The organism is Kribbella amoyensis, from assembly GCF_007828865.1.
In the GTDB taxonomy this organism is placed as follows: domain Bacteria; phylum Actinomycetota; class Actinomycetes; order Propionibacteriales; family Kribbellaceae; genus Kribbella; species Kribbella amoyensis.
Genome location: NZ_VIVK01000002.1, coordinates 283,989 through 305,948, shown reverse-complemented (window position 1 = coordinate 305,948; position 21,960 = coordinate 283,989). Strand labels below are relative to the sequence as shown.

Annotated in this window: 23 protein-coding genes; 11 read left to right on the top strand and 12 right to left on the bottom strand. The window is 69.7% G+C overall.

Annotated features, from left to right (window positions below; genetic code table 11):
• The first annotated feature begins 94 nt into the window (after positions 1-94).
• Entirely contained in the window at positions 95-1,327 is a 1,233-nt protein-coding gene (locus FB561_RS31695) for a sodium:proton exchanger (RefSeq protein ID WP_145813724.1), read from the top strand.
• A gap of 3 nt (positions 1,328-1,330) precedes the next feature.
• Here FB561_RS31695 and FB561_RS31690 read toward each other — a convergent pair whose 3' ends face one another.
• The 7 genes from FB561_RS31690 to FB561_RS31660 all read right to left on the bottom strand — a co-directional run bounded on the left by FB561_RS31690 (position 1,331) and on the right by FB561_RS31660 (position 7,505).
• The gene (locus tag FB561_RS31690) at positions 1,331-1,612 is read right to left on the bottom strand and encodes a WhiB family transcriptional regulator (protein WP_145813723.1); all 282 of its coding nucleotides are present in this window, start codon (positions 1,610-1,612) and stop codon (positions 1,331-1,333) included.
• Between the two features lie 136 nt (positions 1,613-1,748).
• Positions 1,749-3,122, bottom strand: a complete 1,374-nt coding sequence (locus tag FB561_RS31685) for an FAD-dependent oxidoreductase (protein WP_145813722.1) — start codon at positions 3,120-3,122, stop codon at positions 1,749-1,751.
• A 3-nt stretch (positions 3,123-3,125) separates the two neighbouring features.
• Positions 3,126-4,001, bottom strand: coding sequence for an AurF N-oxygenase family protein (locus FB561_RS31680; RefSeq protein WP_145813721.1), 876 nt, complete (start codon positions 3,999-4,001; stop codon positions 3,126-3,128).
• A gap of 69 nt (positions 4,002-4,070) precedes the next feature.
• Entirely contained in the window at positions 4,071-4,589 is a 519-nt protein-coding gene (locus tag FB561_RS31675; protein ID WP_238335246.1) for a GNAT family N-acetyltransferase, read from the bottom strand.
• A 3-nt stretch (positions 4,590-4,592) separates the two neighbouring features.
• Positions 4,593-5,561, bottom strand: coding sequence for a zinc-binding dehydrogenase (locus FB561_RS31670; RefSeq protein WP_145813720.1), 969 nt, complete (start codon positions 5,559-5,561; stop codon positions 4,593-4,595).
• Positions 5,562-5,615: 54 nt separating this feature from the next.
• Positions 5,616-6,206 carry a DUF1349 domain-containing protein gene (locus FB561_RS31665; RefSeq protein ID WP_145813719.1) on the bottom strand — a complete coding sequence of 197 codons (591 nt, stop codon included), beginning with the start codon at positions 6,204-6,206 and terminating at the stop codon, positions 5,616-5,618.
• Positions 6,207-6,308: 102 nt separating this feature from the next.
• Positions 6,309-7,505 (bottom strand): NAD(P)-dependent malic enzyme, encoded by a 1,197-nt coding sequence (locus FB561_RS31660; protein ID WP_145813718.1) that lies wholly within the window; start codon positions 7,503-7,505, stop codon positions 6,309-6,311.
• Positions 7,506-7,804: 299 nt separating this feature from the next.
• On the opposite strand from FB561_RS31660, the gene FB561_RS31655 reads away from it, so the two are divergent.
• From FB561_RS31655 to FB561_RS31630, 6 genes are all read left to right on the top strand, one after another.
• Entirely contained in the window at positions 7,805-8,653 is an 849-nt protein-coding gene (locus FB561_RS31655; protein ID WP_145813717.1) for an ABC transporter substrate-binding protein, read from the top strand.
• A complete protein-coding gene (locus FB561_RS31650; protein ID WP_145813716.1) occupies positions 8,650-9,474 on the top strand; it encodes an amino acid ABC transporter permease in 825 nt (274 codons plus the stop codon). Before FB561_RS31655 ends, FB561_RS31650 begins: the two co-directional genes overlap by 4 nt.
• Positions 9,474-10,229, top strand: coding sequence for an amino acid ABC transporter ATP-binding protein (locus FB561_RS31645; protein ID WP_145813715.1), 756 nt, complete (start codon positions 9,474-9,476; stop codon positions 10,227-10,229). Before FB561_RS31650 ends, FB561_RS31645 begins: the two co-directional genes overlap by 1 nt.
• A 236-nt stretch (positions 10,230-10,465) precedes the next feature.
• Complete coding sequence (locus FB561_RS31640; protein WP_145813714.1) at positions 10,466-11,383, top strand: ABC transporter substrate-binding protein; 918 nt, start codon at positions 10,466-10,468, stop codon at positions 11,381-11,383.
• Positions 11,380-12,345 (top strand): amino acid ABC transporter permease, encoded by a 966-nt coding sequence (locus FB561_RS31635; protein ID WP_145813713.1) that lies wholly within the window; start codon positions 11,380-11,382, stop codon positions 12,343-12,345. The genes FB561_RS31640 and FB561_RS31635 overlap by 4 nt, the downstream gene beginning before the upstream one ends.
• Positions 12,345-13,145, top strand: a complete 801-nt coding sequence (locus tag FB561_RS31630) for an amino acid ABC transporter ATP-binding protein (protein WP_145813712.1) — start codon at positions 12,345-12,347, stop codon at positions 13,143-13,145. The genes FB561_RS31635 and FB561_RS31630 overlap by 1 nt, the downstream gene beginning before the upstream one ends.
• Positions 13,146-13,200: 55 nt before the next feature.
• On the opposite strand, the gene FB561_RS31625 is transcribed toward FB561_RS31630, so the two are convergent.
• A complete protein-coding gene (locus tag FB561_RS31625) occupies positions 13,201-14,145 on the bottom strand; it encodes an NEW3 domain-containing protein (protein WP_145813711.1) in 945 nt (314 codons plus the stop codon).
• A gap of 1 nt (position 14,146) precedes the next feature.
• The gene (locus FB561_RS31620) at positions 14,147-15,586 is read right to left on the bottom strand and encodes a Gfo/Idh/MocA family protein (RefSeq protein ID WP_202880960.1); all 1,440 of its coding nucleotides are present in this window, start codon (positions 15,584-15,586) and stop codon (positions 14,147-14,149) included.
• A 224-nt stretch (positions 15,587-15,810) separates the two neighbouring features.
• On the opposite strand from FB561_RS31620, the gene FB561_RS31615 reads away from it, so the two are divergent.
• Together FB561_RS31615 and FB561_RS31610 are read left to right on the top strand one after the other, a co-directional pair.
• Entirely contained in the window at positions 15,811-16,203 is a 393-nt protein-coding gene (locus tag FB561_RS31615; protein ID WP_145813710.1) for an ATP-binding protein, read from the top strand.
• On the top strand, positions 16,200-16,994 hold the full coding sequence (locus FB561_RS31610; protein WP_145813709.1) for an RNA polymerase sigma factor SigF: 795 nt from the start codon (positions 16,200-16,202) through the stop codon (positions 16,992-16,994). Before FB561_RS31615 ends, FB561_RS31610 begins: the two co-directional genes overlap by 4 nt.
• Position 16,995: 1 nt before the next feature.
• Here the strand turns inward: FB561_RS31610 and FB561_RS31605 are convergent, their stop codons facing one another.
• The gene (locus tag FB561_RS31605) at positions 16,996-17,349 is read right to left on the bottom strand and encodes a hypothetical protein (protein ID WP_145813708.1); all 354 of its coding nucleotides are present in this window, start codon (positions 17,347-17,349) and stop codon (positions 16,996-16,998) included.
• A 608-nt stretch (positions 17,350-17,957) separates the two neighbouring features.
• On the opposite strand from FB561_RS31605, the gene FB561_RS31600 reads away from it, so the two are divergent.
• A complete protein-coding gene (locus FB561_RS31600) occupies positions 17,958-18,209 on the top strand; it encodes a WhiB family transcriptional regulator (RefSeq protein ID WP_012922773.1) in 252 nt (83 codons plus the stop codon).
• Positions 18,210-18,379: 170 nt separating this feature from the next.
• Here the strand turns inward: FB561_RS31600 and FB561_RS31595 are convergent, their stop codons facing one another.
• On the bottom strand, positions 18,380-19,855 hold the full coding sequence (locus FB561_RS31595; RefSeq protein ID WP_145813707.1) for a sensor histidine kinase: 1,476 nt from the start codon (positions 19,853-19,855) through the stop codon (positions 18,380-18,382).
• A 106-nt stretch (positions 19,856-19,961) separates the two neighbouring features.
• On the opposite strand from FB561_RS31595, the gene FB561_RS31590 reads away from it, so the two are divergent.
• Entirely contained in the window at positions 19,962-20,870 is a 909-nt protein-coding gene (locus FB561_RS31590; RefSeq protein ID WP_145813706.1) for a DUF2785 domain-containing protein, read from the top strand.
• On the opposite strand, the gene FB561_RS31585 is transcribed toward FB561_RS31590, so the two are convergent.
• Positions 20,867-21,928, bottom strand: coding sequence for an endonuclease/exonuclease/phosphatase family protein (locus tag FB561_RS31585; protein ID WP_145813705.1), 1,062 nt, complete (start codon positions 21,926-21,928; stop codon positions 20,867-20,869). The genes FB561_RS31590 and FB561_RS31585 overlap by 4 nt on opposite strands.
• Positions 21,929-21,960 lie beyond the last annotated feature (32 nt).

The following is a 21,960-nucleotide window of genomic DNA, read 5'->3' as shown; positions in this document are numbered from 1 at the left end:
TGGACCGGGCCTTCGGCACGCGGCAGGCCGGTGGTGATGACGGTCTCACACTTTCGCAATTGCGAAAGTATCGAAACGATGGCACGCTGGACGCATGCCCCGAGCACTCCGCCCCGTGCTGTTCTGCCTGGCCGTGGCGATCCCAGCGGTCGCCCTCCGGCTCACCGGAACGCACCCGGCCGCCCCTCTGGCGATCGTGATCTTCGGGCTCGGCGTCGTCGCCGCGTCCTTCGTCCTCGCCTGGGCCGCCGAGGCCGCCGAGATGGACATCTCCGGTGGGCTGGCCATCGCCCTGCTGGCCGTCATCGCCGTCCTGCCCGAGTACGCGGTCGACCTGTACTTCGCGCACACCGCCGGCAGCCAGCCCGAGTACGTGCAGTACGCCGCCGCCAACATGACCGGCTCCAACCGGCTCCTGCTCGGCCTCGGCTGGTCCAGCGTCGTTCTGCTCAGCCTGTTCGTCGCCAGCCGCCGGTCCGGCCGGACCGTCCGCGCCCTTGTGCTCGACTCGGGGTACCGGCGGGAGCTGGGCTTCCTCGCGATCGCCAGCGTGGTCGCGTTCATCATCCCCGTCACCGGCGAGATCCACCTGGTCCTGGGGATCGCGCTGCTCGCCTTCTTCGCGTACTACCTGTGGCGCGCGGCCGTGTCCGGGCACGACGACGAGCCGGACCTGATCGGGCCCGCCGCCCGGATCGGCGCGCTGCCGACCACCACGCGCCGGATCACCGTGACCACGATGTTCCTGGTCGCGGCCGGCATCATCCTGCTCTCCGCCGAACCGTTCGCCGACTCGCTGGTCGAGGGCGGCCAGGCCCTCGGCATCGACCAGTTCCTGCTGGTCCAGTGGCTCGCCCCACTCGCGTCGGAGGCGCCGGAGTTCATCGTGGCGCTGCTGTTCGCCTGGCGTGGCAAGGGCGCCGCGGCGCTCGGACTGCTGATCTCCGCCAAGGTGAACCAGTGGACGCTGCTCATCGGCAGCCTCCCGATCGCGTACGGCCTCGGCGGCGGCCCGGCCGCGCTGCACCTGGACGGCCGGCAGATCGAGGAGTTCCTGCTCACCGCGACCCAGACGCTGCTCGGTATCGCGGTCCTGCTCGCGCTGCGCTTCCCCCGCTGGGCCGCGTGGACCCTGCTCGGCCTGTTCGCGGTGCAGTTCGCCGTACCGGGCCAGACCGGGCGGTACGTGCTCTGCGGGATCTACGCCGCGCTGGCGGTGGCCGCGTTCGTGCACAACCGGCGGGAGATCCTGCCGACCTTCGCGGAGCCGTTCCGCCGGACCAAGGACGCCGACGAGGAACGCGCTAGCGAACTCGCCGGCGTCTGACCATCAGGCGACCACCTGCGTACGGCGTCGCTCGGAGGGACCCGGGCGACCACGGCGGCGTCCGTACAGGAACTTCTCCCCGGCAGCCGTCCCGGTGAACTTGGTGCGACGCGCCCACTCCCGGCACTCCTCGAGCACCGGACAGGACGTCAGGCAGACCGCTTGCGCCCGGCGCTGCTCCCACTGGCTCGCGCTCTCGTCGTACGCCGGCGCCTGGCCGACGCAGGCCGCCTTCGTCATCCAACGGTCGGCGGGGTCGGCGATCACCGTCAAGGTCGGCCTCATGGGCACTCCTGCTCCCTCATTCGATCGGGCGGATCGAAGCCCCGGGGGTTTCCCGCGGTACGTCCAGCCTGAACCCCGCGCGTTGCCCGGCCGAGACGGCAATGTTTCAGGGAGGAAACGTCACCGCGGAAACCTGTCACAACAGTGCCGCTGACACCTCAGGTCCACCGGCGAGCGCCCCGGTCGAGGCGTTCAGGAGCGTCCGGACCGTCTCCTCGGCACACGCCTTGTTGGCCCCGATCCCGCCTCGGGCGCCGCGCTTGATCCACCCGGTCACGTACTGCCCCGGCCGACCGAGCACCGCTCCCCCGACGTTCGGCACGATCCCGCGTTCCTCGTCGAAGGGCAGACCGTGAACAGGGCTACCCGCGAAACCGATCGCGGTGAACAGGTTCCCGGCCTCGATGACCCCGCTCGACGTGGCCAGCCCAACCGCCGGATCCCAGGCCGTCGGCGTGGTACCGAAGCGGAGGACGACCCGTCGACCAGGACGAGGCGGAGTGGCGAGGTCGAGCCGTTCCCGGCGCAGCGACTCCGGCAGCGGATCGTGCCGGCCGTCGGCATCCACGACCACCTCGACGCCCTCCAGGCCCAGCAGATCGCGCAATGCCGACACCGTGTACGCCGCGGCGTCCGGGCCCCGTCGTCCGACCAGCACGATCTCGCGGATCGTGCTCTCCGCCAGCGTCTCGCGCACCGCGGCCGGCAGCTCGATCCCGGCCAGCCGGCGTTCGTCGCTGACCAGGAGACGGGCCAGATCCAGGGCCACGTTGCCGTTCCCGACGATCACCGCGCGCGGCCCGGCCAGCGGTACCGGCAGTCGCTCGCCCCCCGGCCGACCGTTGTACCAGGCAACCACCTCGGCCGCCGTGCAACTCCGCTCGCCGTCCTCCCCCGGGATCCCGAGCAGCCGGCTCCGGTACGACCCGACAGCGTGCACCACCGCGTCGTACGACGTCCCCAGCTCGGTCACCTCGACCCCCGGCCGCCAGCGGACCCGGGGATGCGCGATCACCCGCTCGAACGTCGCCACGATCCGCTTGGTCGACGGATGATCCGGCGCGACCCCGTACCGCGCGAGCCCGCCCACCAACGGCAGCCGGTCGTACACGGTCACCTCGGCGGTACTCCGCAGCAGCAGCTCGCGGGTCGCGTACATTCCGGCGGGCCCGGCGCCGACCACGGCGACCCGGCGAGGTCCACCCGTCCACGGGTCGAAGCGCGGCGGCTCCCAGCTGTCCAGGTCCAACCCGTCCAGCAACGGCCGGTCCGCGAAGTACTCCGCGTTGGCCGCGAGCTCGGCCGGCGTGACCTGGTCGGCGGGCTTGGCGGCGTCGACCGGGCAGACCTCGGCACAGGCGCCGCAGTCGATACAGGTCCGCGGGTCGATGAACAGCCCGTCCGTGGTCCCGAAGCCCGGCTCCCCCGGCGACGGGTGGATGCAGTTCATCGGGCAGGCGGACACGCAACTCGCGTCGGAGCAGCAGTCCCCGGTGATCGCGTAGGTCATTGCTCAGAGCATCCCGGTCCGGCGGTAGATCCGCGCCGCCGGAGCGGTCAGCAGGCCCACCTCGCCGAGGAAGTCCATCAGGTTGGCACAGCTCGATCGCAGCAACGACCTGTGGTGCTCGTTACCCCGGGCGGCCCGGACAGCGCGCTCGACGTCGAGCCCGACGTTGGCGTACACCTCCCGGCTCACCATGCTGCTGACGATCATGTCGGCGGCCAGCGCGATCACCAGCGCGCTCGTCCAGCGCCGGACCCGTCCCGCACCCGCGAGCCGCTGCCGGGTCTCGTCCCGCGCGAACACCATGTGCCGGGACTCCTCGACGACGTGGATGTGGTTCACCGTGCGGACCAGCGGTTCGACCCGGCGGTCCCGCATCCAGTCCCGCTGCATCACGTCGAGCACCTCTTCGGCGACCAGGATCGCGGCGTACGCCGACTCCCCGGTGGCGACGGCCTTGAACATCCGGCCGAGCTCGCGAGCCGGCAGCCGCGGCCGGTACTCCGCGTCGACCAGCCGGCCGGACGCGCGGGCGAACATGATCGAGTGCCGGCACTCGTCCGCGATCTCGGTCAGCGCCCACTGGAACTCCGGGCTCGCCGGGCTCACGGCGTACACGTCCCGCAGGATCAACTGCTGCAGGATCAGCTCGAACCAGATCCCGGTCGCCGCGATCGACGCGGACTCGTGCCGGGTCAGCTCACGCTGCTCCGCCTCGGTCAGCTCGTCCCAGTACTCGGTGGCGTAGAGCGTGCTCCACTCGGGGCTCAGCCCGTACCCGTCGCCGACCGGCGCGTCCCAGTCGATCTCCGTCTCGGGATCCCGGGACAGCCGGGCCGCCGAGGTGAGCAGTCGTTGCGCGGTCACATCCGTGTCCTGCATCAGCAGCACCTCCCGACGAGATACACCATCCTCTATGTAACATAGGTGATGTATCAAAGCGTCGCAAGCTCAGCCGCCCGGACGCACCATCCGGATCTCCGGCACGTCGAAGAACGGCTCGTCCACCGTGGACCCGTCCTCCACGAAGCCCAGCCGCCGGTAGAACGCCCGCGCCCGCGCGTTCCCCTCCAGCACCCAAAGGCTGGCCGGCTCGTCTCCTACAGCGGCCTCGAACAGCCGAGCACCCAGCCCCGTCCCCCACCAGGCCGCTCGGGTGTAGATGGCGTACAGCTCAAGCTCTGTCGGCGCATCCTCGTCCCGCGACGTCCCGGCCGACGCGAACCCGACGACCCGATCGCGCACCGAAACGTCATCCCCGGAGTCGACCGCGATCCACCGGACCACGCCGGCCGCGAGCGCGCTCGTCCAGCGCTCCACGCGCCGCTCGATGTCGCTCGTCCGCTCGGCCAGCAACCCTGGCTCCACCAGCCCGGCGTACGCCTCCCGCCAGCACAGCAGGTGGCACCAGGCGCCCGCTTCGGCGTCGGCCGGCTCAGCTCGGCGGATCACCGGTCCCATCGGCCTCATCGATCAGACCGTGAAGACGATCTTGCCGAAGACGTCGCCGTCGTTCATCTTGGCGAAGCCGGTCCGCGCTTCGGCCAGCGGCAGCACCGAGTCGATGTGCGGCGAGATCCCCGCGTTCGCCATGAACTGGACCAGCTCGGCGAGCTCCTGCCGGGTGCCCATCGTCGAGCCCTGGACCCGCAGCTGCAGGAAGAAGATCCGGTTCAGCTCGGCCGACTTCGGCGCCTGGCCGCTGGTCGCGCCGGAGATCACCAGCGTCCCGCCCTGCTTCAGCGACTTCAGCGAGTGCGACCAGGTCGCCTGGCCGACGGTCTCCATCACCGCGTCGACCCGCTCCGGCAGCCGCGCCCCGGACTCGAACGCCTCGTGCGCGCCGATCTCGACCGCCTTGGCCCGCTTCGCCTCGTCCCGGCTGGTCGCCCAGACCCGGATCCCGGCCGCCCGCGCCAACGTGATCAGCGAGGTCGCGACCCCACCTCCCGCGCCCTGGACCAGCACGGTGTCGCCCGGCTTCAGCCCCGACTGCGTGAACAGCATCCGGTACGCGGTCAGCCACGCCGTCGGCAGACAGGCGGCCTCCTCGAAGCTCAGCCCGGCCGGCTTCGGGACGACGTTGCGCGCCGGCACCGCGACCTTCCCGGCCAGCGTGCCCTGGTACCGCTCGCTCAGCAGCGACCGCTTCGGGTCGAGGGTCTCGTCGCCCTTCCACGCCGGGTCCGAGATCACCGCGTGCACGACGACCTCGTTGCCGTCCGGGTCGAGGCCGGCCGCGTCGCAGCCGAGGATCATCGGCAGGCTCTGCTCGGCCAGTCCGACGCCCTTCAACGACCACAGATCGTGGTGGTTCAGCGCCGACGCCTTGACGTCGATCGTCACCCACCCGTCCCGCGCCTCGGGCTCGGGCCGCTCTCCCACCTCGAGCGCGGACACCGGATCTTCCGGACTGAACTTCGCGGCATAGGCAGCAAGCATGCAGACCACCCTAGGCGGTGGTCCTCGAACAGGCAGTTAGCAACGTCACCGCGGTCAGTCGAGGTGCAGCGAGTCGTCGGGCGCCGCCACCGCGAACGACGTGAAGCGCACCGTGAGACCGGACCGCGTCGGCGCACAGGTGAACGGCCCGGCCGCCGCGACCGCGTCCGGAGCCAGTGTTGCGAGCCGGAACATCTGCCACGGACCGTCCTCGCACCGAGCTCGCAGCGTGAGCGCGTCCCCCGAACGGCTGGCCCGGATCGTCACCGCACGCCCGGCCCATTCGGGGATCGGCGCCATCGACCAGTCGGACACCCCGTGCGTCACCACGGCCCCCAGCTGCGGAACGCCGTCGGTGAACTCGATCCCGGCCTTGATCCAGGTCTGCTCGTCGACCCGGATCAGCAACCCGGCCTGGTCGTACAGCTGCTCGAAGGCGGCGACGAACCCGACCTCGACAGCGGTGTCCACCGGCAGGTCGGTGAGCAGCGCGTGCCCGTCGTCGTGCACGAAGCCGTAGCTCGTGGTCCGCCAGAAGTCGCTGCCCTCCCGCGCGGTCACCAGCAGGTCGTTGCCATCAGCAAGTACAGCCGCCGGCGGGTTCAGCCAGGCCGCCTCGGACCACTCGATCGCTCGTCTTTCCACCCGACAAAGCCTAGTGCCCGGACGAACCTCGGGCCCGCCCCTCGACACATCCGACGGTGTCGTGGAACGGGCCCGAGGAGCTTGCCCGGCGTCGGTCCAGGGTCAGTCCCGGGCGACGCCCTCCCGGCGGGCCGCGGCGGAGACGGCGTCGGCCACCGCGGGCGCGACGCGCTCGTCGAACGGCGACGGGATGATGTAATCCGGGCGCAGGTCGGCGGCCGAGATCAGTCCGGCCAGCGCGTCGGCGGCGGCCAGCTTCATCCCCTCGGTGATCCGGGACGCGTTCGCGTCGAAGGCGCCGCGGAAGATCCCCGGGAACGCGAGCACGTTGTTGATCTGGTTCGGGAAGTCGGACCGGCCGGTCGCGACCACGGCGGCGTGCCGGTGCGCGAGGTCCGGGTGCACCTCCGGGTTCGGGTTCGCCAGCGCGAAGATCATCGCCCCGGGCGCCATCCGCGCGATCGCTTCCTCCGGCACCGTGCCACCGGACACCCCGACGAAGACGTCCGCGCCGTCCAGCGCGTCCACCAACCGGCCGGACAACTGCGCGCTGTTCGTGTCGCGGGCCAGCGACAGCTTCACCGGGGTCAGGTCGCCGCGGTCCTCGTGCAGCACACCCTTGCTGTCGACGACGGCCAGGTCGCCGACGCCGGCCTGCAGCAGGATCCGCGCACACGCGACCCCGGCCGCGCCGGCGCCCGAGATCACCACCCGGATGTCCTCGATCGACTTCTCGGTGACCCGCAGCGCGTTCCGGAGCGCGGCGAGCACCACGACCGCCGTACCGTGCTGGTCGTCGTGGAAGACCGGGATGTCGAGCCGCTCCTTCAGCCGCCGCTCGATCTCGAAGCAGCGCGGTGCGGAGATGTCCTCCAGGTTGATCCCGCCGAACGACGGCGCCATCCGCGCGACGGTGTCGACGAACTCGTCCACGTCGGTGCAGTCGAGCGCGATCGGGACCGAGTCGACGCCACCGAACTCCTTGAACAGCAGGGCTTTGCCCTCCATCACCGGCAGCGACGCGGCCGGGCCGATGTCGCCGAGACCGAGGACGGCGGTGCCGTCGGTCACCACGGCGACGACGTTCGACTTCCAGGTGTAGGTACGGACCAGCGCGGGGTCCTCGGCGATCGCGGTACAGACCCGGGCGACACCGGGCGTGTAGGCCTTGGACAGATCATCGGCGTCGCGGACCTGGACCGAGGACGTCACCTCGATCTTGCCGCCGCGGTGCAGTTCGAACACGGCGTCACCGGCGTAGGTGTCGGGAACTTCGGACGGGAAAGCTTCGGCAACCATGGGGACCCTTCATCAGCCCGGCGTCCTGCGGGCAACGCTTACAGACAGTCAACGTGGAGTGACGATCCGGCCAGGGTGCGCGGGATCGGGAGAGATCGGGGGTCACCCGGGGCTATGAGTAAACCACAGGCCGCACTGGTCTGGTCTGTGAGGGTCCCCACAGGGACTCAACCGGGTGACGATCGAGTCTCGTCCGCCATCAGTGGCCGACACGTGGCTGCCTGCTGTGTCAGGATGCCACCCCGGCAGGTAGCGTCCTGGCGGGTAACAAAGGACCACAGTCGAGGAGAGTCCCCACGATGAGCATCGTCTCCACCCTCCGCCGGAGCCGCCGCCAGGCCGCCGTCGCCTCGGTCGCCGTGCTCGCGCTCGCACTGACCGCGTGCGGCAGCGGCGACGACTCGGGCAGCGGAGGAAGCGAGGACAAGGCCGCAGCCGCCGGGATCACACTGGTGAAGCCGGGCAAGCTGACCGTCTGCACGCACCTGCCGTACAAGCCGTTCCAGTACAAGGACGGCACCAAGGTCGTCGGCTTCGACGTCGACCTGCTGGACCTGGTCGCCCAGGACCTCGGGGTCGAGCAGGAAGTGGTCAACATCGAGTGGGCCCAGGTCACCTCCGGCGCCGCCTTCCAGGCCAAGAAGTGCGACATGGGCATGGGCGCGATGACGATCACCCCGGAGCGGCAGGCGGCGATCAGCATCACCTCGCCGTACATGGACGCGACCCAGGTCCTGATGACCAAGAAGGACGCGCCGATCAAGGGGCTCGCCGACCTCAAGGGCAAGAAGATCGGCGTCCAGGCCGACACCACCGGCAAGAAGTACGCCGACGACAACGCCAAGCAGTACGGCTACGAGGTGGTCGTGTTCAACGACCTCGCGCTGCAGGAGAACAACGTCAAGTCCGGCCGGGTCGATGCCGCGATCAACGACAACGGCGTGCTCTACGACTTCGTCAAGGCGAACCCGGACACCGCGGTGGTGGCCGAGTTCAACACCGGTGAGCAGTACGGGTTCGGCGCGCTCAAGGACGGCAGCGGCCCGAAGCTGGTGGAGAAGTTCAACACCCTGTTGGCCACCGCCAAGACCGACGGCAAGTACAACGAGATCTACAAGAAGTGGTTCGGGGTTGAGCCGAAGAAGTGACCACCACGACCCCGCAGTCCGTTGAGCGGAAGGGGCTGAGCCCGCGCAAGCGGGCCCAGCGCTCCCGCTGGATCCAGTACGCGATCCTGATCGTGCTGGTCGTGGTCGCCGCGGCCAGCGCGAACTGGAAACAGATCGCGAGCGTCTTCTTCAAACCCGAGTACATCAAGGCGTCCTTCCAGGACGGCATGATCCAGGCCCTGGTGAAGACGCTGGAGTACACCGCGGGCGCGTTCGTGATCGGCCTGATCGGCGGCACGATCCTGGCCCTGATGCGGCTCAGCAGCGTCGGCCCGTACCGGTGGATCTCGACCGCCTACATCGAGTTCTTCCGCGGCCTGCCGGCGATCGTGGTGTTCATCGCGTTCAGCCTGCTGCCGCTGGCGTTCCCGGGCATGACCATCCCGTTCGACCCGTACGGCGTGGTCTGGCTGGCGCTCGGCATCGTCGCGGCGGCGTACATGGCCGAGGTGATCCGGGCCGGCATCCAGGCGGTCCCGAAGGGCCAGGTCGAGGCGGCCCGGTCGCTCGGCATGCCACCGGGGCTGGCGACCCGCAAGATCGTCCTGCCGCAGGCGTTCCGGATCGTGCTGCCGCCGCTGACCAACGACCTGATCCTGCTGGTCAAGGACTCGTCGCTGGTCTTCATCATCGGCACCAGCGCGTCGGCGTACGAGCTGACCGGCTTCGGCCGCGACCTGGCCAACACGTACGCGAACCTGACGCCGCTGGTCACCGCCGGGTTCTGCTACCTGCTGATCACCCTGCCGCTGGGCATCCTGGTCCGCCGGCTCGAGGCGAAGGCCAGGAGGAGCAACTGATGCCCGTCGTCGAGATCAAGAACCTGAACAAGTCCTTCGGCAGCACCCACGTCCTGCGCGGTATCGACTTCACCGTCGAGCAGGGCGAGGTGGTCTGCGTCATCGGCCCGTCCGGGTCCGGCAAGTCCACCCTGCTGCGCTGCGTCAACCTGCTCGAGGTCCCGCAGGAGGGACAGGTGTTCGTCCGCGGTGAGGAGATCACCGACCCGGACTGCCACCTGGACGCGGCCCGTTCGCAGATCGGCATGGTGTTCCAGCAGTTCAACCTGTTCCCGCACCTCAACGTGCTGGCGAACTGCACGGTCGCGCAGACCACGGTGCTGAAGCGCAAGGCCGACGAGGCCGAGAAGATCGCCCGGTCGAACCTGGAGCGGGTCGGCCTGCACGACAAGATCACCGCGTACCCCGCGCAGTTGTCCGGTGGTCAGCAGCAGCGGGTCGCGATCGCCCGGGCGCTGTCGATGGACCCGACGCTGATGCTGTTCGACGAGCCCACCTCGGCGCTCGACCCCGAACTGGTCGGCGAGGTGCTCACGGTGATGCGCAAGCTGGCCCTGGACGGGATGACGATGCTCGTCGTCACGCACGAGATGGCGTTCGCCCGCGAGGTGGCCGACCGGGTCGTGTTCATGGACGCCGGCGTGATCGTCGAGCAGGGTACGCCGGACGAGGTGATCGGCAACCCGCAGCAGGAGCGCACCAAGACCTTCCTGCGCCGCGTGCTCGACCCGACCCACGTGGAAACCACCGGCTAGCAAGGCGTTACGGACCGCATCCGACGCGCGTACCCGCTGCCGCTTCACGCAGCGTGTGCGCGCGTCGTACGTTCGGGAACCATCCCCTGGCCGCCTGGCTACGATCAGGCCTCGGCGTTGCTCCGGACCCGCGCGGCTGTGTCAAGCTACGAAGGAGGAGCCGGGCCAACCGGTCCGACCCCATCATCGAGGGGGCCACCGCGGCGTCCGTGGTGGGCCGGTCATGGGGGAACAGAATGTCTGTCCTGCGTACGACACTCGCTCTGTGCGGAGCCGCCGTTCTCGCGGCCGGGGGATGTGGTTCCGACTCGCTGTCCGGCGGCTCGACGACGAGCGCTCCGCCCAGTGGCAGCCCGTCCAGCGCACCCGCCGCGGCCGGTTCCGCCGATCCGGCCCTGGCCGCCGCCCTGCCGCCGAAGCTCAAGTCGGCCGGCAAGATCGTCGTCGGGGTGGACTCGACCTATCCGCCGAACGAGTTCCTGCAGGGCGGCAAGACGGTCGCCGGCATGGACGTCGACCTGTTCAACGCGGTCGCGGCGAAGTTCGGGCTCACCGTCGACTGGCAGTCGGCCGGCTTCGACACCATCATCACCGGCGTCCAGGGCGGCAAGTACGACGTCGGCGTCTCGTCGTTCACGATCAACCCGCAGCGCAAGCAGCAGGTCAACATGGTCAGCTACTTCAACGCCGGGACCCAGTGGGCGGCGCAGAAGGGCAACCCGAAGGGGGTCAACCCCGACGACGCGTGCGGCAAGACGGTCGCGGTGCAGAAGGGCACCACCCAGCTCGAGGACGACATCCCGAAGCGGCAGGCCAAGTGCAAGGCCCAGGGCAAGCCGGAGATCAAGCTGATCGTCCGGGAGAAGCAGGACCAGGCCACCGCCGACGTCGCCAGCGGCAAGGCCGACGCGATGCTCGCCGACTCCCCGGTCGTGCTGTACGCCGCCAAGCAGTCGCAGGGCCAGCTCGAACCGCTCGGCACCATCTACGACGCGGCGCCGTACGGCTACGTGGTCCCGAAGGGGCAGACCGCGTTCGCGGCGGCCATGGTCAAGGCGCTCCAGGAGATCAGGGCCGACGGCACCTACAAGAACGTGCTGACGAACTGGGGCAACGAGTCCGGTGCCATCAGCAACTTCGCCGTGAACCCATGACCAGCCACACCGACACCCCGAAGACCGAGGTCGCGGTCCCGGACCGGCCCGGCGCCATCAACGCCGTCCCGGTCCGGCATCCCGGCCGCTGGGTCGCGATCGCGCTGATCGCGATCCTGGTCGCGATGTTCGTGCACCTGGTGGTGACCAACGACCAGTTCGACTGGCATTTCGTCTTCCAGTCGATGAACCAGAACGCCGTACTCGAAGGACTCGTCAAGGGCACCCTGCTGGTCACCGCGCTGAGCATGGTCGTCGGGATCGGCGGCGGCGTGATCCTTGCGGTGATGCGGCTGTCCGACAACCCGATCCTGTCCGGCGCCGCCTGGGTGTTCACCTGGTTCTTCCGCAGCGTGCCGCGATACATCCTGCTGTTCACGATGGCGACGCTGGGCATCCTGTTCCAGGACGGGCTGGCGTTCGGGGTGCCGTTCGACTGGAAGATCATCGACTGGCTCGGCCTGTCCGGGGACTGGCGGCTGTTCACCCTGGACGCGAACCAGGTGTTCACCGGCATCGTCGCCGGCGTGCTCGGCCTGGGCCTGTCCGAGGCGGCGTACATGGCCGAGATCGCCCGGGCCGGCATCCTCAGCGTCGACAAGGGCCAGATGGAGGCCGCCGAGGCGCTCGGGATGAGCCGTGGCAAGGCGATGCGGCGGGTGGTGCTGCCGCAGGCGATGCGGGTGATCGTGCCGCCGACCGGCAACGAGACGATCGCGATGCTGAAGGACACCTCGCTGCTGATCGCGGTCCCGGTCACGACCGAGCTGTTCTACCAGTTGCAGTCGATCGGCAGCCTGTACTTCAAGACGTTCCCGGTGGCGGTCGCGGCGACGCTGTTCTACCTCGCGATGACGAGTGTGCTGATGGTCGGCCAGTACTTCCTGGAGCGGCACTTCGGTCGCGGCTTCGGGACCAAGGCGCCACGGACCGCCCGGCCGGCCGGTGCCGGAGGTGCGTGATGACCGAGGCGCCGGAGCTGGAGATGCCGTTGGTACACGCGCTGAACGTGTCCAAGTCCTTCCACCACAACGAGGTCCTGAAGGGCATCGACCTGGACGTGGAACGCGGTCAGGTGGTCTGCCTGCTCGGCCCGTCCGGCTCCGGCAAGACCACGTTCCTGCGCTGTATCAACCAGCTGGAGACGATCGACGGCGGCCGGATCTGGGTCGACGGCGACCTGATGGGGTACGCCGACCGGGACGGCAAGCTGTACCGGCTGAAGGACAAGCAGATCGCGGCCCAGCGCCGGGAGATCGGCATGGTCTTCCAGCGGTTCAACCTGTTCCCGCACAAGACCGCGCTGGAGAACGTCACCGAGTCACCGATCCAGGTCAAGGGCGAGTCCCGTAAGGCCGCGCGGGACCGGGCCACCAAGCTGCTCGAGCGGGTCGGTCTGGCCGATCGGTCCGCGATGTACCCGGCCCAGTTGTCGGGTGGTCAGCAGCAGCGGGTCGCGATCGCGCGCGCCCTGGCGATGCAGCCGAAGCTGATGCTCTTCGACGAACCCACCTCGGCGCTCGACCCGGAACTGGTCGGCGAGGTGCTGTCGGTGATGCGCGAGCTCGCGTCCGACGGGATGACGATGATCGTGGTCACGCACGAGATGGCGTTCGCCCGGGACGTCGCCGACACCGTGGTCTTCATGGACGGCGGCGTCGTGGTCGAGGCGGGACCACCGCGCGAGGTGATCAGCAATCCACAGCACCAGCGCACCCGGACGTTCCTGGCCCGCCTCCGTTCGGAACACGAGCACCCCTGATCCGCACAGCAGCGGCGACCCCGGGGTACGGGCCGCCGCTGCAGGTTGCGAGGGATCAGGCGAGCGCGACGCCGAACACGTGCAGCCCACCGTTCGCGGGCAACGTGATCAGCTCGACCGTCTTCGCGGGGTCCAGCGGGATCGAGTGCGCGAAGAACCGGTACTGGTACTCCGCGTTCGCGTAGCCCGCCGGGGTGTTGCGGCCCTGGGTCGAGATGGCCAGCGTGGCCCCGTGCGCGCCCGCGTCCTGGAACGACCAGTTCGGGAACCCGACCGAGCCGGACGCCGTGGTGCCGTCGGAATACCAGACCTTGACCGTCCCGACCGCCGACTGCCCGGCCGCGGAACCGAGCAGGACCAGCTTCGAACCCTGCCCGGAGTACGCGAACGTCTGGCCGGCCGCGATCACGTTGTCCTTCGTACCGGCCGGGACGTCCGGCCAGGTGAAGTTCGCGCCCAACGCGGTGACGGTGGAGCCCGGTGCCACCCCGGCCCCGGCCAGCTTCTCGGCGGAGAAGCTGTTCCCGTCGCCGTCGAAGTCACCCTTGGCCGGATCCGCCTCACTGGTCACGCCGACGTTGTTGTACGCGGCCGCGAGGTTCGGCAACGGCGTCCCCGAGCGCTGCACCCGGGTCCCGACGGCCTCTCCCCCGGCGTACGTCGCGGTCGCGGTGAAGGTACGGATCGTGAAGCCCTCGCGTTGTTCCGGCACCCGGATCTGGAACGCGACCGTCACGGACCGGCCGGGCCTGACCGTCTCCTTCACGGCCTGCGTCTCCGGGGAGACGGTCCACCCGACCGGACCGCGGAACGCCACGGACAGCTTGCCGAGGTTGGCGGTGGACTTGTTCGTGACCGTCACCCGGACGGTCGAGATCGCCGGGCCGGCCAGGTCGACCTCGGAGACGGACACCTCGGCGGACGGGGTGGCCGCGGTGGCGGGCAGTTGCGGGATCATCAGGGCGGCGGCGGCCGCGATCACCAGGACGAATCTGCGCATCTCACACCACCGGAGGCATCGAGGTCTCGCGGGAATCCAGGCCGAGCCGGAGCTCACGCCAGGCGCCGCGGGTGAAGTCGGGTACCTCGACCGGCTTGCCGTCCTTGCGCAGCGATTCCACGCTGAGCGGGACCGGCGAGCACCAGGCCGCGGAGTCGTACACGTCGATGTCGGGGACCAGCCCGGCCCGCATCTGCTGGACGATGCGCCACTGCAGGACGTAGTCCATGCCGCCGTGACCGCCGTTGTTCGCCGCGTCGTCGCCGATCTTCTTCCACAGCCAGTGGTCGTGCTCCTGCCGGTACGGCGCGAAGTCCCGCCAGGAGTGGCCGCCGTGGTCCGGCTCGAGGTACACCCGGCCACCGGTACTGCCGACCGGCACGTAGTCCTCGAAGATGCCGCGGCTGCCGGCCAGGCTGTTGATCCGGCTGTACGGCCGCGGCGAGCTGACGTCGTGCTCCGCCCGGATCACCCGGCCCTTGTCGGTCTCGATCAGACAGGTGACCAGGTCGCCGTTCACGTACGTCTCGTTCCACGCCGGGTGGTCCCGCGGGATGTGCCGCTCGCGGTAGTCGGCCAGCCCGCGCGGCGCCGTACTGGTCGCGCGCAGCGTGGTGAACCGGTCGCCGCGGTTGATGTCCATCGCGGCCGCGATCGGCGCGAGGCCGTGCATCGCGTAGAAGCTCGCCGTACTGCGCGTGTGCCACTGCCGGCGCCACGTGTCCGTGTAGTACGTGTCGCTGAACAACAGCTCACGCAGGTCGTGCAGGTAGCCGCCGTGGCCGTTGGTGATCTCGCCGAACAGCCCCTCGTGCGCCATCTTGAGCATGGCGAGCTCGTTGCGCCCGTAGCTGCAGTTCTCCATCAGCCACAGGTGCCGGCGGGTCCGCTCGGACGTGTCGACCAGGTCCCACAGCTCGTCGAGCTCGGTCGCGATCGGCAGCTCGACCCCGACATGCTTGCCGGCGAGCAGCGCGGCCTTGCCCTGCTCGTAGTGGAACTCCCACGGGGTGGCGATGTAGACGAGGTCCACGTCGCCGCTGCGGACGAGGTCCTGGTACGCGCCCGCCGAGCCGCCGTACTCGGTGGGGCGGGGCTTGCCGAGGGAGACCAGCCTGTCGGCGGCCGACTTGGCCCGGTCGGCGCGGATGTCGCAGACCGCGGTGACGACCGCACCGGGGACGGCGGCCCAGCCGGTGAGCATGCCGGCGCCGCGGTTGCCCAGACCGATCAGGCCGATCCGGACCCGGTCGTGGGCGGCGAACGGTACGTCGATCATCGAGCGCTGGTTCGCCCGGCGCGGTGGTGCGGTCTGGGCCGCGGACGCCTCGGCGTCGGCCGGCGAACCCGCGGCCGCGGCGGTACCGGTGACACCGGTCGCGGCGAGGGCGCCGGCGAGGCCGGCACCGAGCACGGTCCGGCGGGAGGAAGTGGGGGGCACGGTGAACTCCTGTCGTCGGGCGGGGCGACTGGACCGCCGGGACGCGGTCCAACCAGAAGTGCGTGATTGTGCTCGGTATCCGATCATGAGAGACATGTACGCGCAATAGCTGGTGGCGAACTAGCCACGATCGACGGCCGCCGTGCATACCTGCGGTGTCAGCGTGGAAGATGTACGCGGTGGGCGCGCGCCCAAGACATTCAGCCCGCCTGGGGAGGCAAGCAGTGAGCAGCACCGATGGTCCCGACGAGGTCCGGCTCAGCATTCCGGCGAACGGCGCCTATGTCGCCGTGCCGCGGTCGGTGGTCGGTAACCTCGCCGCCCGCAACGACTTCACCGTGGACGCGATCGACGACCTGCGGATCGTCGTGGACGAGGCCTGCGCGATGCTGCTGCCGCACGCCACCGACGGAGCGCTGGAGTGTGTGTTCGAGATCGAGCCGCCGCACCTGACCGCGCGGGTGTCGGCGACGGTGCCGGACGGCTGGCACCCGGACACCGAGTCGATCGGCTGGGTCATGCTGACCGCGCTGGTCGAGTCGGCCACCGCCGAGACGGAGAACGGCCGGCTCACCATCAGCGTGACGGCGACCGCCTCCGCCGCGGAGAAGGCGTGACCGACGACAGCTCCCTGGGCGACGCCCAGGAATCCACCGACCTGCGCACCCGCACCGCCGAACTGTTCGCGGCGATGAGGGCGGCGCGCCCTGGCGAGCCGGAGCACATCCTGGCCCGCGACGGGCTGGTCACCCTGCACATGCCGCTGGTCGAGCACCTGGCCCGCCGGTTCCGCAACCGCGGCGAGCCGTACGACGACCTGGTCCAGGTGGCCACGATCGGCCTGATCAAGGCGATCGACCGGTTCGACGCCGACCGCGGGGTGGAGTTCTCCACCTACGCGACGCCGACGATCCTCGGCGAGATCAAGCGGTACTTCCGGGACAAGGGCTGGGCGATCCGGGTCCCCCGCCGGCTGCAGGAGCTCCGGCTCTCGCTCACCTCGGCGACCGCGGAGCTGACCCAGGAGCTCGGCCGGGCGCCGACCGTCGCCGAACTGTCCGACCGGCTCGGCCTGGCCCAGGACCTGGTGATCGAGGGACTGGAGTCCGCGAACGCGTACAACACCCTCTCGCTGGACGCCCCGGACCAGAACGAGCAGGACACCACCACGGTGCTGGACGGGCTCGGCGGTGAGGACGAAGCGCTGGAGAGCGTGGAGTACCGGGAGTCCCTGAAGCCGTTGCTGGCCCAGCTGGAGACCCGGGAGAAGCGGATCCTGACGCTGCGGTTCTTCCGCGGGATGACGCAGTCCCAGATCGCCGAGGAGATCGGGATCTCGCAGATGCACGTCTCCCGGCTGCTGGCCCGCACCCTGACCGAGTTGCGCGCGGGCCTGCTGAAGGAGTGAGTCAGAGCACGGGGTGGTCGTTGCCCGGGTCGTCCTTGAGCGCGTCCATCGAGGCCTTCTGGAAGATCGCGATCAGCACGGCCGCCGCGGTGACGGCGAGCACGACCGACACCGCGCTGGTCGAGCCACCCCAGAAGCTGTAGGCCAGCAGGAGCTGGATCAGCTGGGTGAACACGGCCGGGCCGCGGCTCCACGTCGAGGCGCGGGACAGCCCCCGGGCGACCAGGACCAGACCGGCACCGTACGCCAGCAGGAAGATCGTCGTAGTGACGCCGAGCAGCAGCCGGGCGCCGTTGATCGTAAATGCCTCGGCAATTCCGAGAACGGCGAGCACGAGCCCTTCCGCTGCGACCACCGCTGCAGCTAGCTTGAGCGGGCGCGGTACGACTGCGGATGAGGAATCGGTCGGCACGCGTCAAGAGTAGTGCGTCTTGTGGGGTGACCTCCGGGGTCGGTGCAACGACCCGGGGCTTACCCGACAGGGGGCGCCGATCCCTTGTGGCTAGGGCCGGCCGGCCATCCGCTATGAGGACGCCAAGCCCCGGCGGACAGCAGTGAGGAGCTGTCCGGCGCTGGGCGCGGACCACCTGGGTCCAACCCCCTGCCCCAGGTGCTCCGGAGGGTCGTCAGAACCTTTGCCCCACAGGGATTCGAGGTTGCGCGTAACCCCGAGGCGGTTGGATCGGTTACTTGCTGTGAACGGGTGATCGCAACCTTGAGGCCTCGTACGATAATCGGACGAGGTGCACGGCTGCGCACCGGTTCGGAGTGTTAAGGAAGTGTTGTGATCCGATCGACAAGTCCATAACCCTTGTATCGCCAGTCGGACATTGGGAACATGGACTCGTTCGTGAATGCGTTCACAACGCCTCGCGAGACCCCCGAGCGAGTACAGATCCGCTGAGATGGGCACAGACCCAGCCGTCAGCGAAACGACTACTAACGAGAGAGATGGGATCCGCCATGGATTGGCGCCACCGGGCCGTTTGCCTCGATGAGGACCCGGAACTGTTCTTCCCCATCGGCAACACCGGGCCCGCGATCATGCAGATCGAGGAGGCCAAGCAGGTGTGCCGCCGTTGTGACGTGCGTGAGCAGTGCCTTGCCTGGGCACTGGAGGCCGGCCAGGACCACGGTGTCTGGGGTGGCCTGAGCGAGGACGAGCGTCGTGCGCTGAAGCGCCGCAACGCCCGGGCCCGGATCCGCACCGCCTGACCGCAGAGCAACGCGATGGGGCCCCGCGGGATCCGCGGGGCCTTTTGATTTCGGTACTTCTCCCGGTTGCCCAAGGCATCCAGCCGTTGCGTCCGATCAACTGTTGGTGACCACCCACGGTGGACCTCACCCACGGTTGTTCCGACGCAACGAACAAGGACCGTTCTTGGTCAGTCCTTCACCGGGAGGTCGAGCACCACCGTCGTCCCCGGTCCGTCGTGGCGGGGCTGGAACTCCAGCACCCCGTCCAGTTCGCCGATCACCAGCGTGCGCACGATCGACAGGCCGAGGTTGCCGGAGGTCTCCGAGTCGAAGCCGGCCGGCAGTCCCAGACCGTCATCGGTGACGACCACCCGGAGCCGGCCGACGGATCGCTGGGCGTTCAGCTCGATCAGCCCGGCGGCGTCGTCGCCGGACCTGGTACCGAAGGCGTGCTCCACCGAGTTCTGCATGAGTTCCGTCAGCACCATCGCCAGCGGGGTCGCGACCTCGCTGTCCAGGACGCCGAAGCTGCCCGTCCGCCGCGTCTCCACCTGGGTCGCGACGGTCGACACGTCGGCCACCATCGCCGCCACCCGGTCGGCCACGTCGTCGAAGTCCACGTGCTCGTCGAACGACTCCGACAACGTCTCGTGCACGATCGCGATCGAGCCGACCCGGCGGACCGCCTCGGCGAGCGCGGCCTGGCCTTCCGGCACGGTGATCCGGCGGGCCTGCATCCGCAGTAACGCGGCGACGGTCTGCAAGTTGTTCTTGACGCGATGGTGAATCTCCCGGATGGTGGCCTCCTTGGTGACCAGCTCCCGCTCCCGGCTCCGCAGCTCCGTCACGTCGCGGAGCAGGATCAGCGCACCCACGTGCTCGCCGTCGGCCCGCAGCGGGATCGCCCGCAGGAACAAGGTCGCGTCCGGGTTCTCGATCTCGAGCTCCTGGGCGGCGCGGCCGGTCAGCACCGAGGCGAGCACGTCGTCGACCTTGTGGCCGACATGGAGCAGTTCGCCGGTGACGTCCTTCAGCCGGCTGCCGACCAGATCGGTGACCAGACCCATTCGGCGATAGGCGGACAACGCATTGGGGCTGGCGAACGTCACCATTCCGTGGCGATCGATCCGGATGCACCCGTCCCCCACCCGCGGACTGGTGGACAGCAACCGCTCGCCGCCGTACGGGAAGATGCCGTCGGTGATCATCCGGGCCAGGTCGGTCGCACTCTGCAGGTAGGCGATCTCCAGCCTGGACGGCGTCCGGACGCCGAGCAGGTTCGTGTTCCGCGCGATCACCGCGATCACCCGGGACCCGCGCCGGACCGGGATCGTCTCGACCCGGACCGGGACGTCGTCGCGCCACTCCGGATCGCCCTCCCGGCAGATCCGGCCGCCGTCGTAGGCCTGGTCCAGCAGCGGCCGGCGATCGCGGGGGATGAAGCTGCCGACGATGTCGTCGAGGTACGCGGTCGGCCCGGTGGTCGGCCGCATCTGCGCACCGGCCCAGAAACCCAGGCCTTCGGTGTCGGGCAGCCAGAGCACCAGGTCGGCGAACGACAGGTCCGCCAGCATCTGCCAGTCGGACACCAGCAGCTGCAGGCGGTCCAGATCGGCCTGGTCGAGGGTGGTGTGGTTCCGCGCCACATCAGTCAGGGACGGCACGGTGCCGAGCCTATCCGGCCGCCGGACCGGACCGGGCTCGACAAGTCCGGCGGATGGGTGTTGATTGATCTGTGCCCGATCGCGGGCCTAGTGAAAGGATGCATCGGTGGAGTCGACGTCGTACTGGCAGGACGTGATGGCCGCGGACTACGCGGTACCAGGCGACCGTGCGCTGAGCGACCTCACCGAGGAGCTGGTCCGCGGTCTCGCCAGTACCAACCCGCAGATCCGGGACGCCCTCGCGTACCCGACCCTGGCCACCTGGCTGGAGCGCGGCGTGTACGACGACCTGCTGCCCGGATTCGGTGACGGTCTCTGTGCCGGTCTTTCCTACGGGCTCGGGGAGGACGGGACGGACACGGTGTTCCGCCGGTCCTTCACCGCGCTCACCCTGGCCGAGGTGATCCACCGGGACAACGCGGAGTTCCTGGTGCACGACGAGGTGGTGATGCGCTGGGGCGACCGGCTCGCCACCTGGCTGCTGCGCGAGCGCGACCTGCGGGGCTACGTGACGGACTGCGGCTGGGCCCACGCGGTCGCCCACGGCGCGGACGCGATCGGCGCGCTGGCCCGGTCCCGGCACTGCGACGCCGGCGTCCTGCGGGCGCTGCTGGACGTGCTCGCCGACCGGATCGTCAAGGAGACGAAGTACCGCTGGGTGCACGAGGAGCACGACCGGGTCGCGCACGCGGTGATGACGATCCTGCACCGCAACATGCTCACCAGCGACGAGCTCGAGCGCTGGCTCAAGCCGATCGCGGCGACCGCGGCCCAGCAGCCGCTGATGCACGAGACCCTGCCGGAGTGGCCGACGCCGAACGTCTTCAACGCCCGCGGTGTCCTGCACGTCCTGCTGAGCCAGCTCGCGATCGGCGTGAAGGGCTTCCCGATTCCCGGCGACGACGAGTTGTTCGGCCGGCCGATCGAGGCCCGCGCGGACCTGCTGCTGATGGTGACCGAGGCCGTCCGCGTCTCCCAGCCGTACATCTACCGGCCGGCCCCGGGGACGTCCTAGGACTCCTTCGGTACGACCACCGTCGCCACCACGGCGAGGTGGTCGGTGCCGCCGATCTCGTACGTCCGGAACTTGCCCGGCGCGACCCCGTCGCTGACCACCACGTGGTCGATCTGGGTCCGCAGCACGGCCGGACGGCTCGACGGCCAGGTGCCCCGCAGACCGGCGCCGACGGCCGGCGCGACGCTGCGGCAGCGTGATCCCAGCGCGTCCCGGAAGTCGGCGTGGTCGGTGGTGGCGTTGAAGTCGCCGGCCACGATCGTCGGCCGGTCCTCCGCGCACCACTTCCGCAGAACGTGCAGGTCCTGCTTCCAGCTGGGCACGGCGTCCGGCAGCGGCGGGTACCCGTGGTACGCGATCAGCCGGAGCTTGCCGAGCGATCCACCGGTGATGATGACGTGCCCGAACCGCGTGGTGGTCTGCTGGACCGGGCCGATCGTCTCGGCGCCCGGTTCACCGGCACCCGGCTTGGTCGACGGCTGCGACAACCGGCTCGGGTCCAGCTTCTCGGAGTCGAACCGCACACCCCCCAGGGTCGAGGACACCAGCACGCTCGTCGCGCTCTCCACGGCCGTGTTCGCCTGCTGGGTGTAGCCGTTGTACCCGAGGCCGCGCAGCTCGGCCTCGATCTGCTGCCGGACGTCGACCTGTGCCTCCGGCAACGAAACCACGTCGGGCCGGCGGTCCCGGATCAGTTTCGCCACCTCACCGGGTTCGGCACCGCCGCCGAGGACGTTCGCGACCATCACGGTGAGTTCGCGGGTCCCTGCCGGCGGCGGCTCCGGATCGGACAACGCCCGTGGCGCGGTCAACCCGGCCCCGGTCACGGCCAGCAACAGGACCAGACCGGCCGCGATCCGCCAGCCCTCGCGCAGCAGCATCACCAACGCGACCACGAGCACGACCACCAGGCCCTGCGGCCGGAACGCGACCAGCTGCGGGAACGGCGTGACCTCGTCCAGCCCGAACAGCTCCGGGTAGAGCGGAACCGCGACGACGAGCAGGAACAGCACGGACAGAACGACCCGCCGTACCCGCCAGGCAGTCGCGTCGTCCATGTCCGTCCCTCACACCTAGTCGCTGTCCCTGC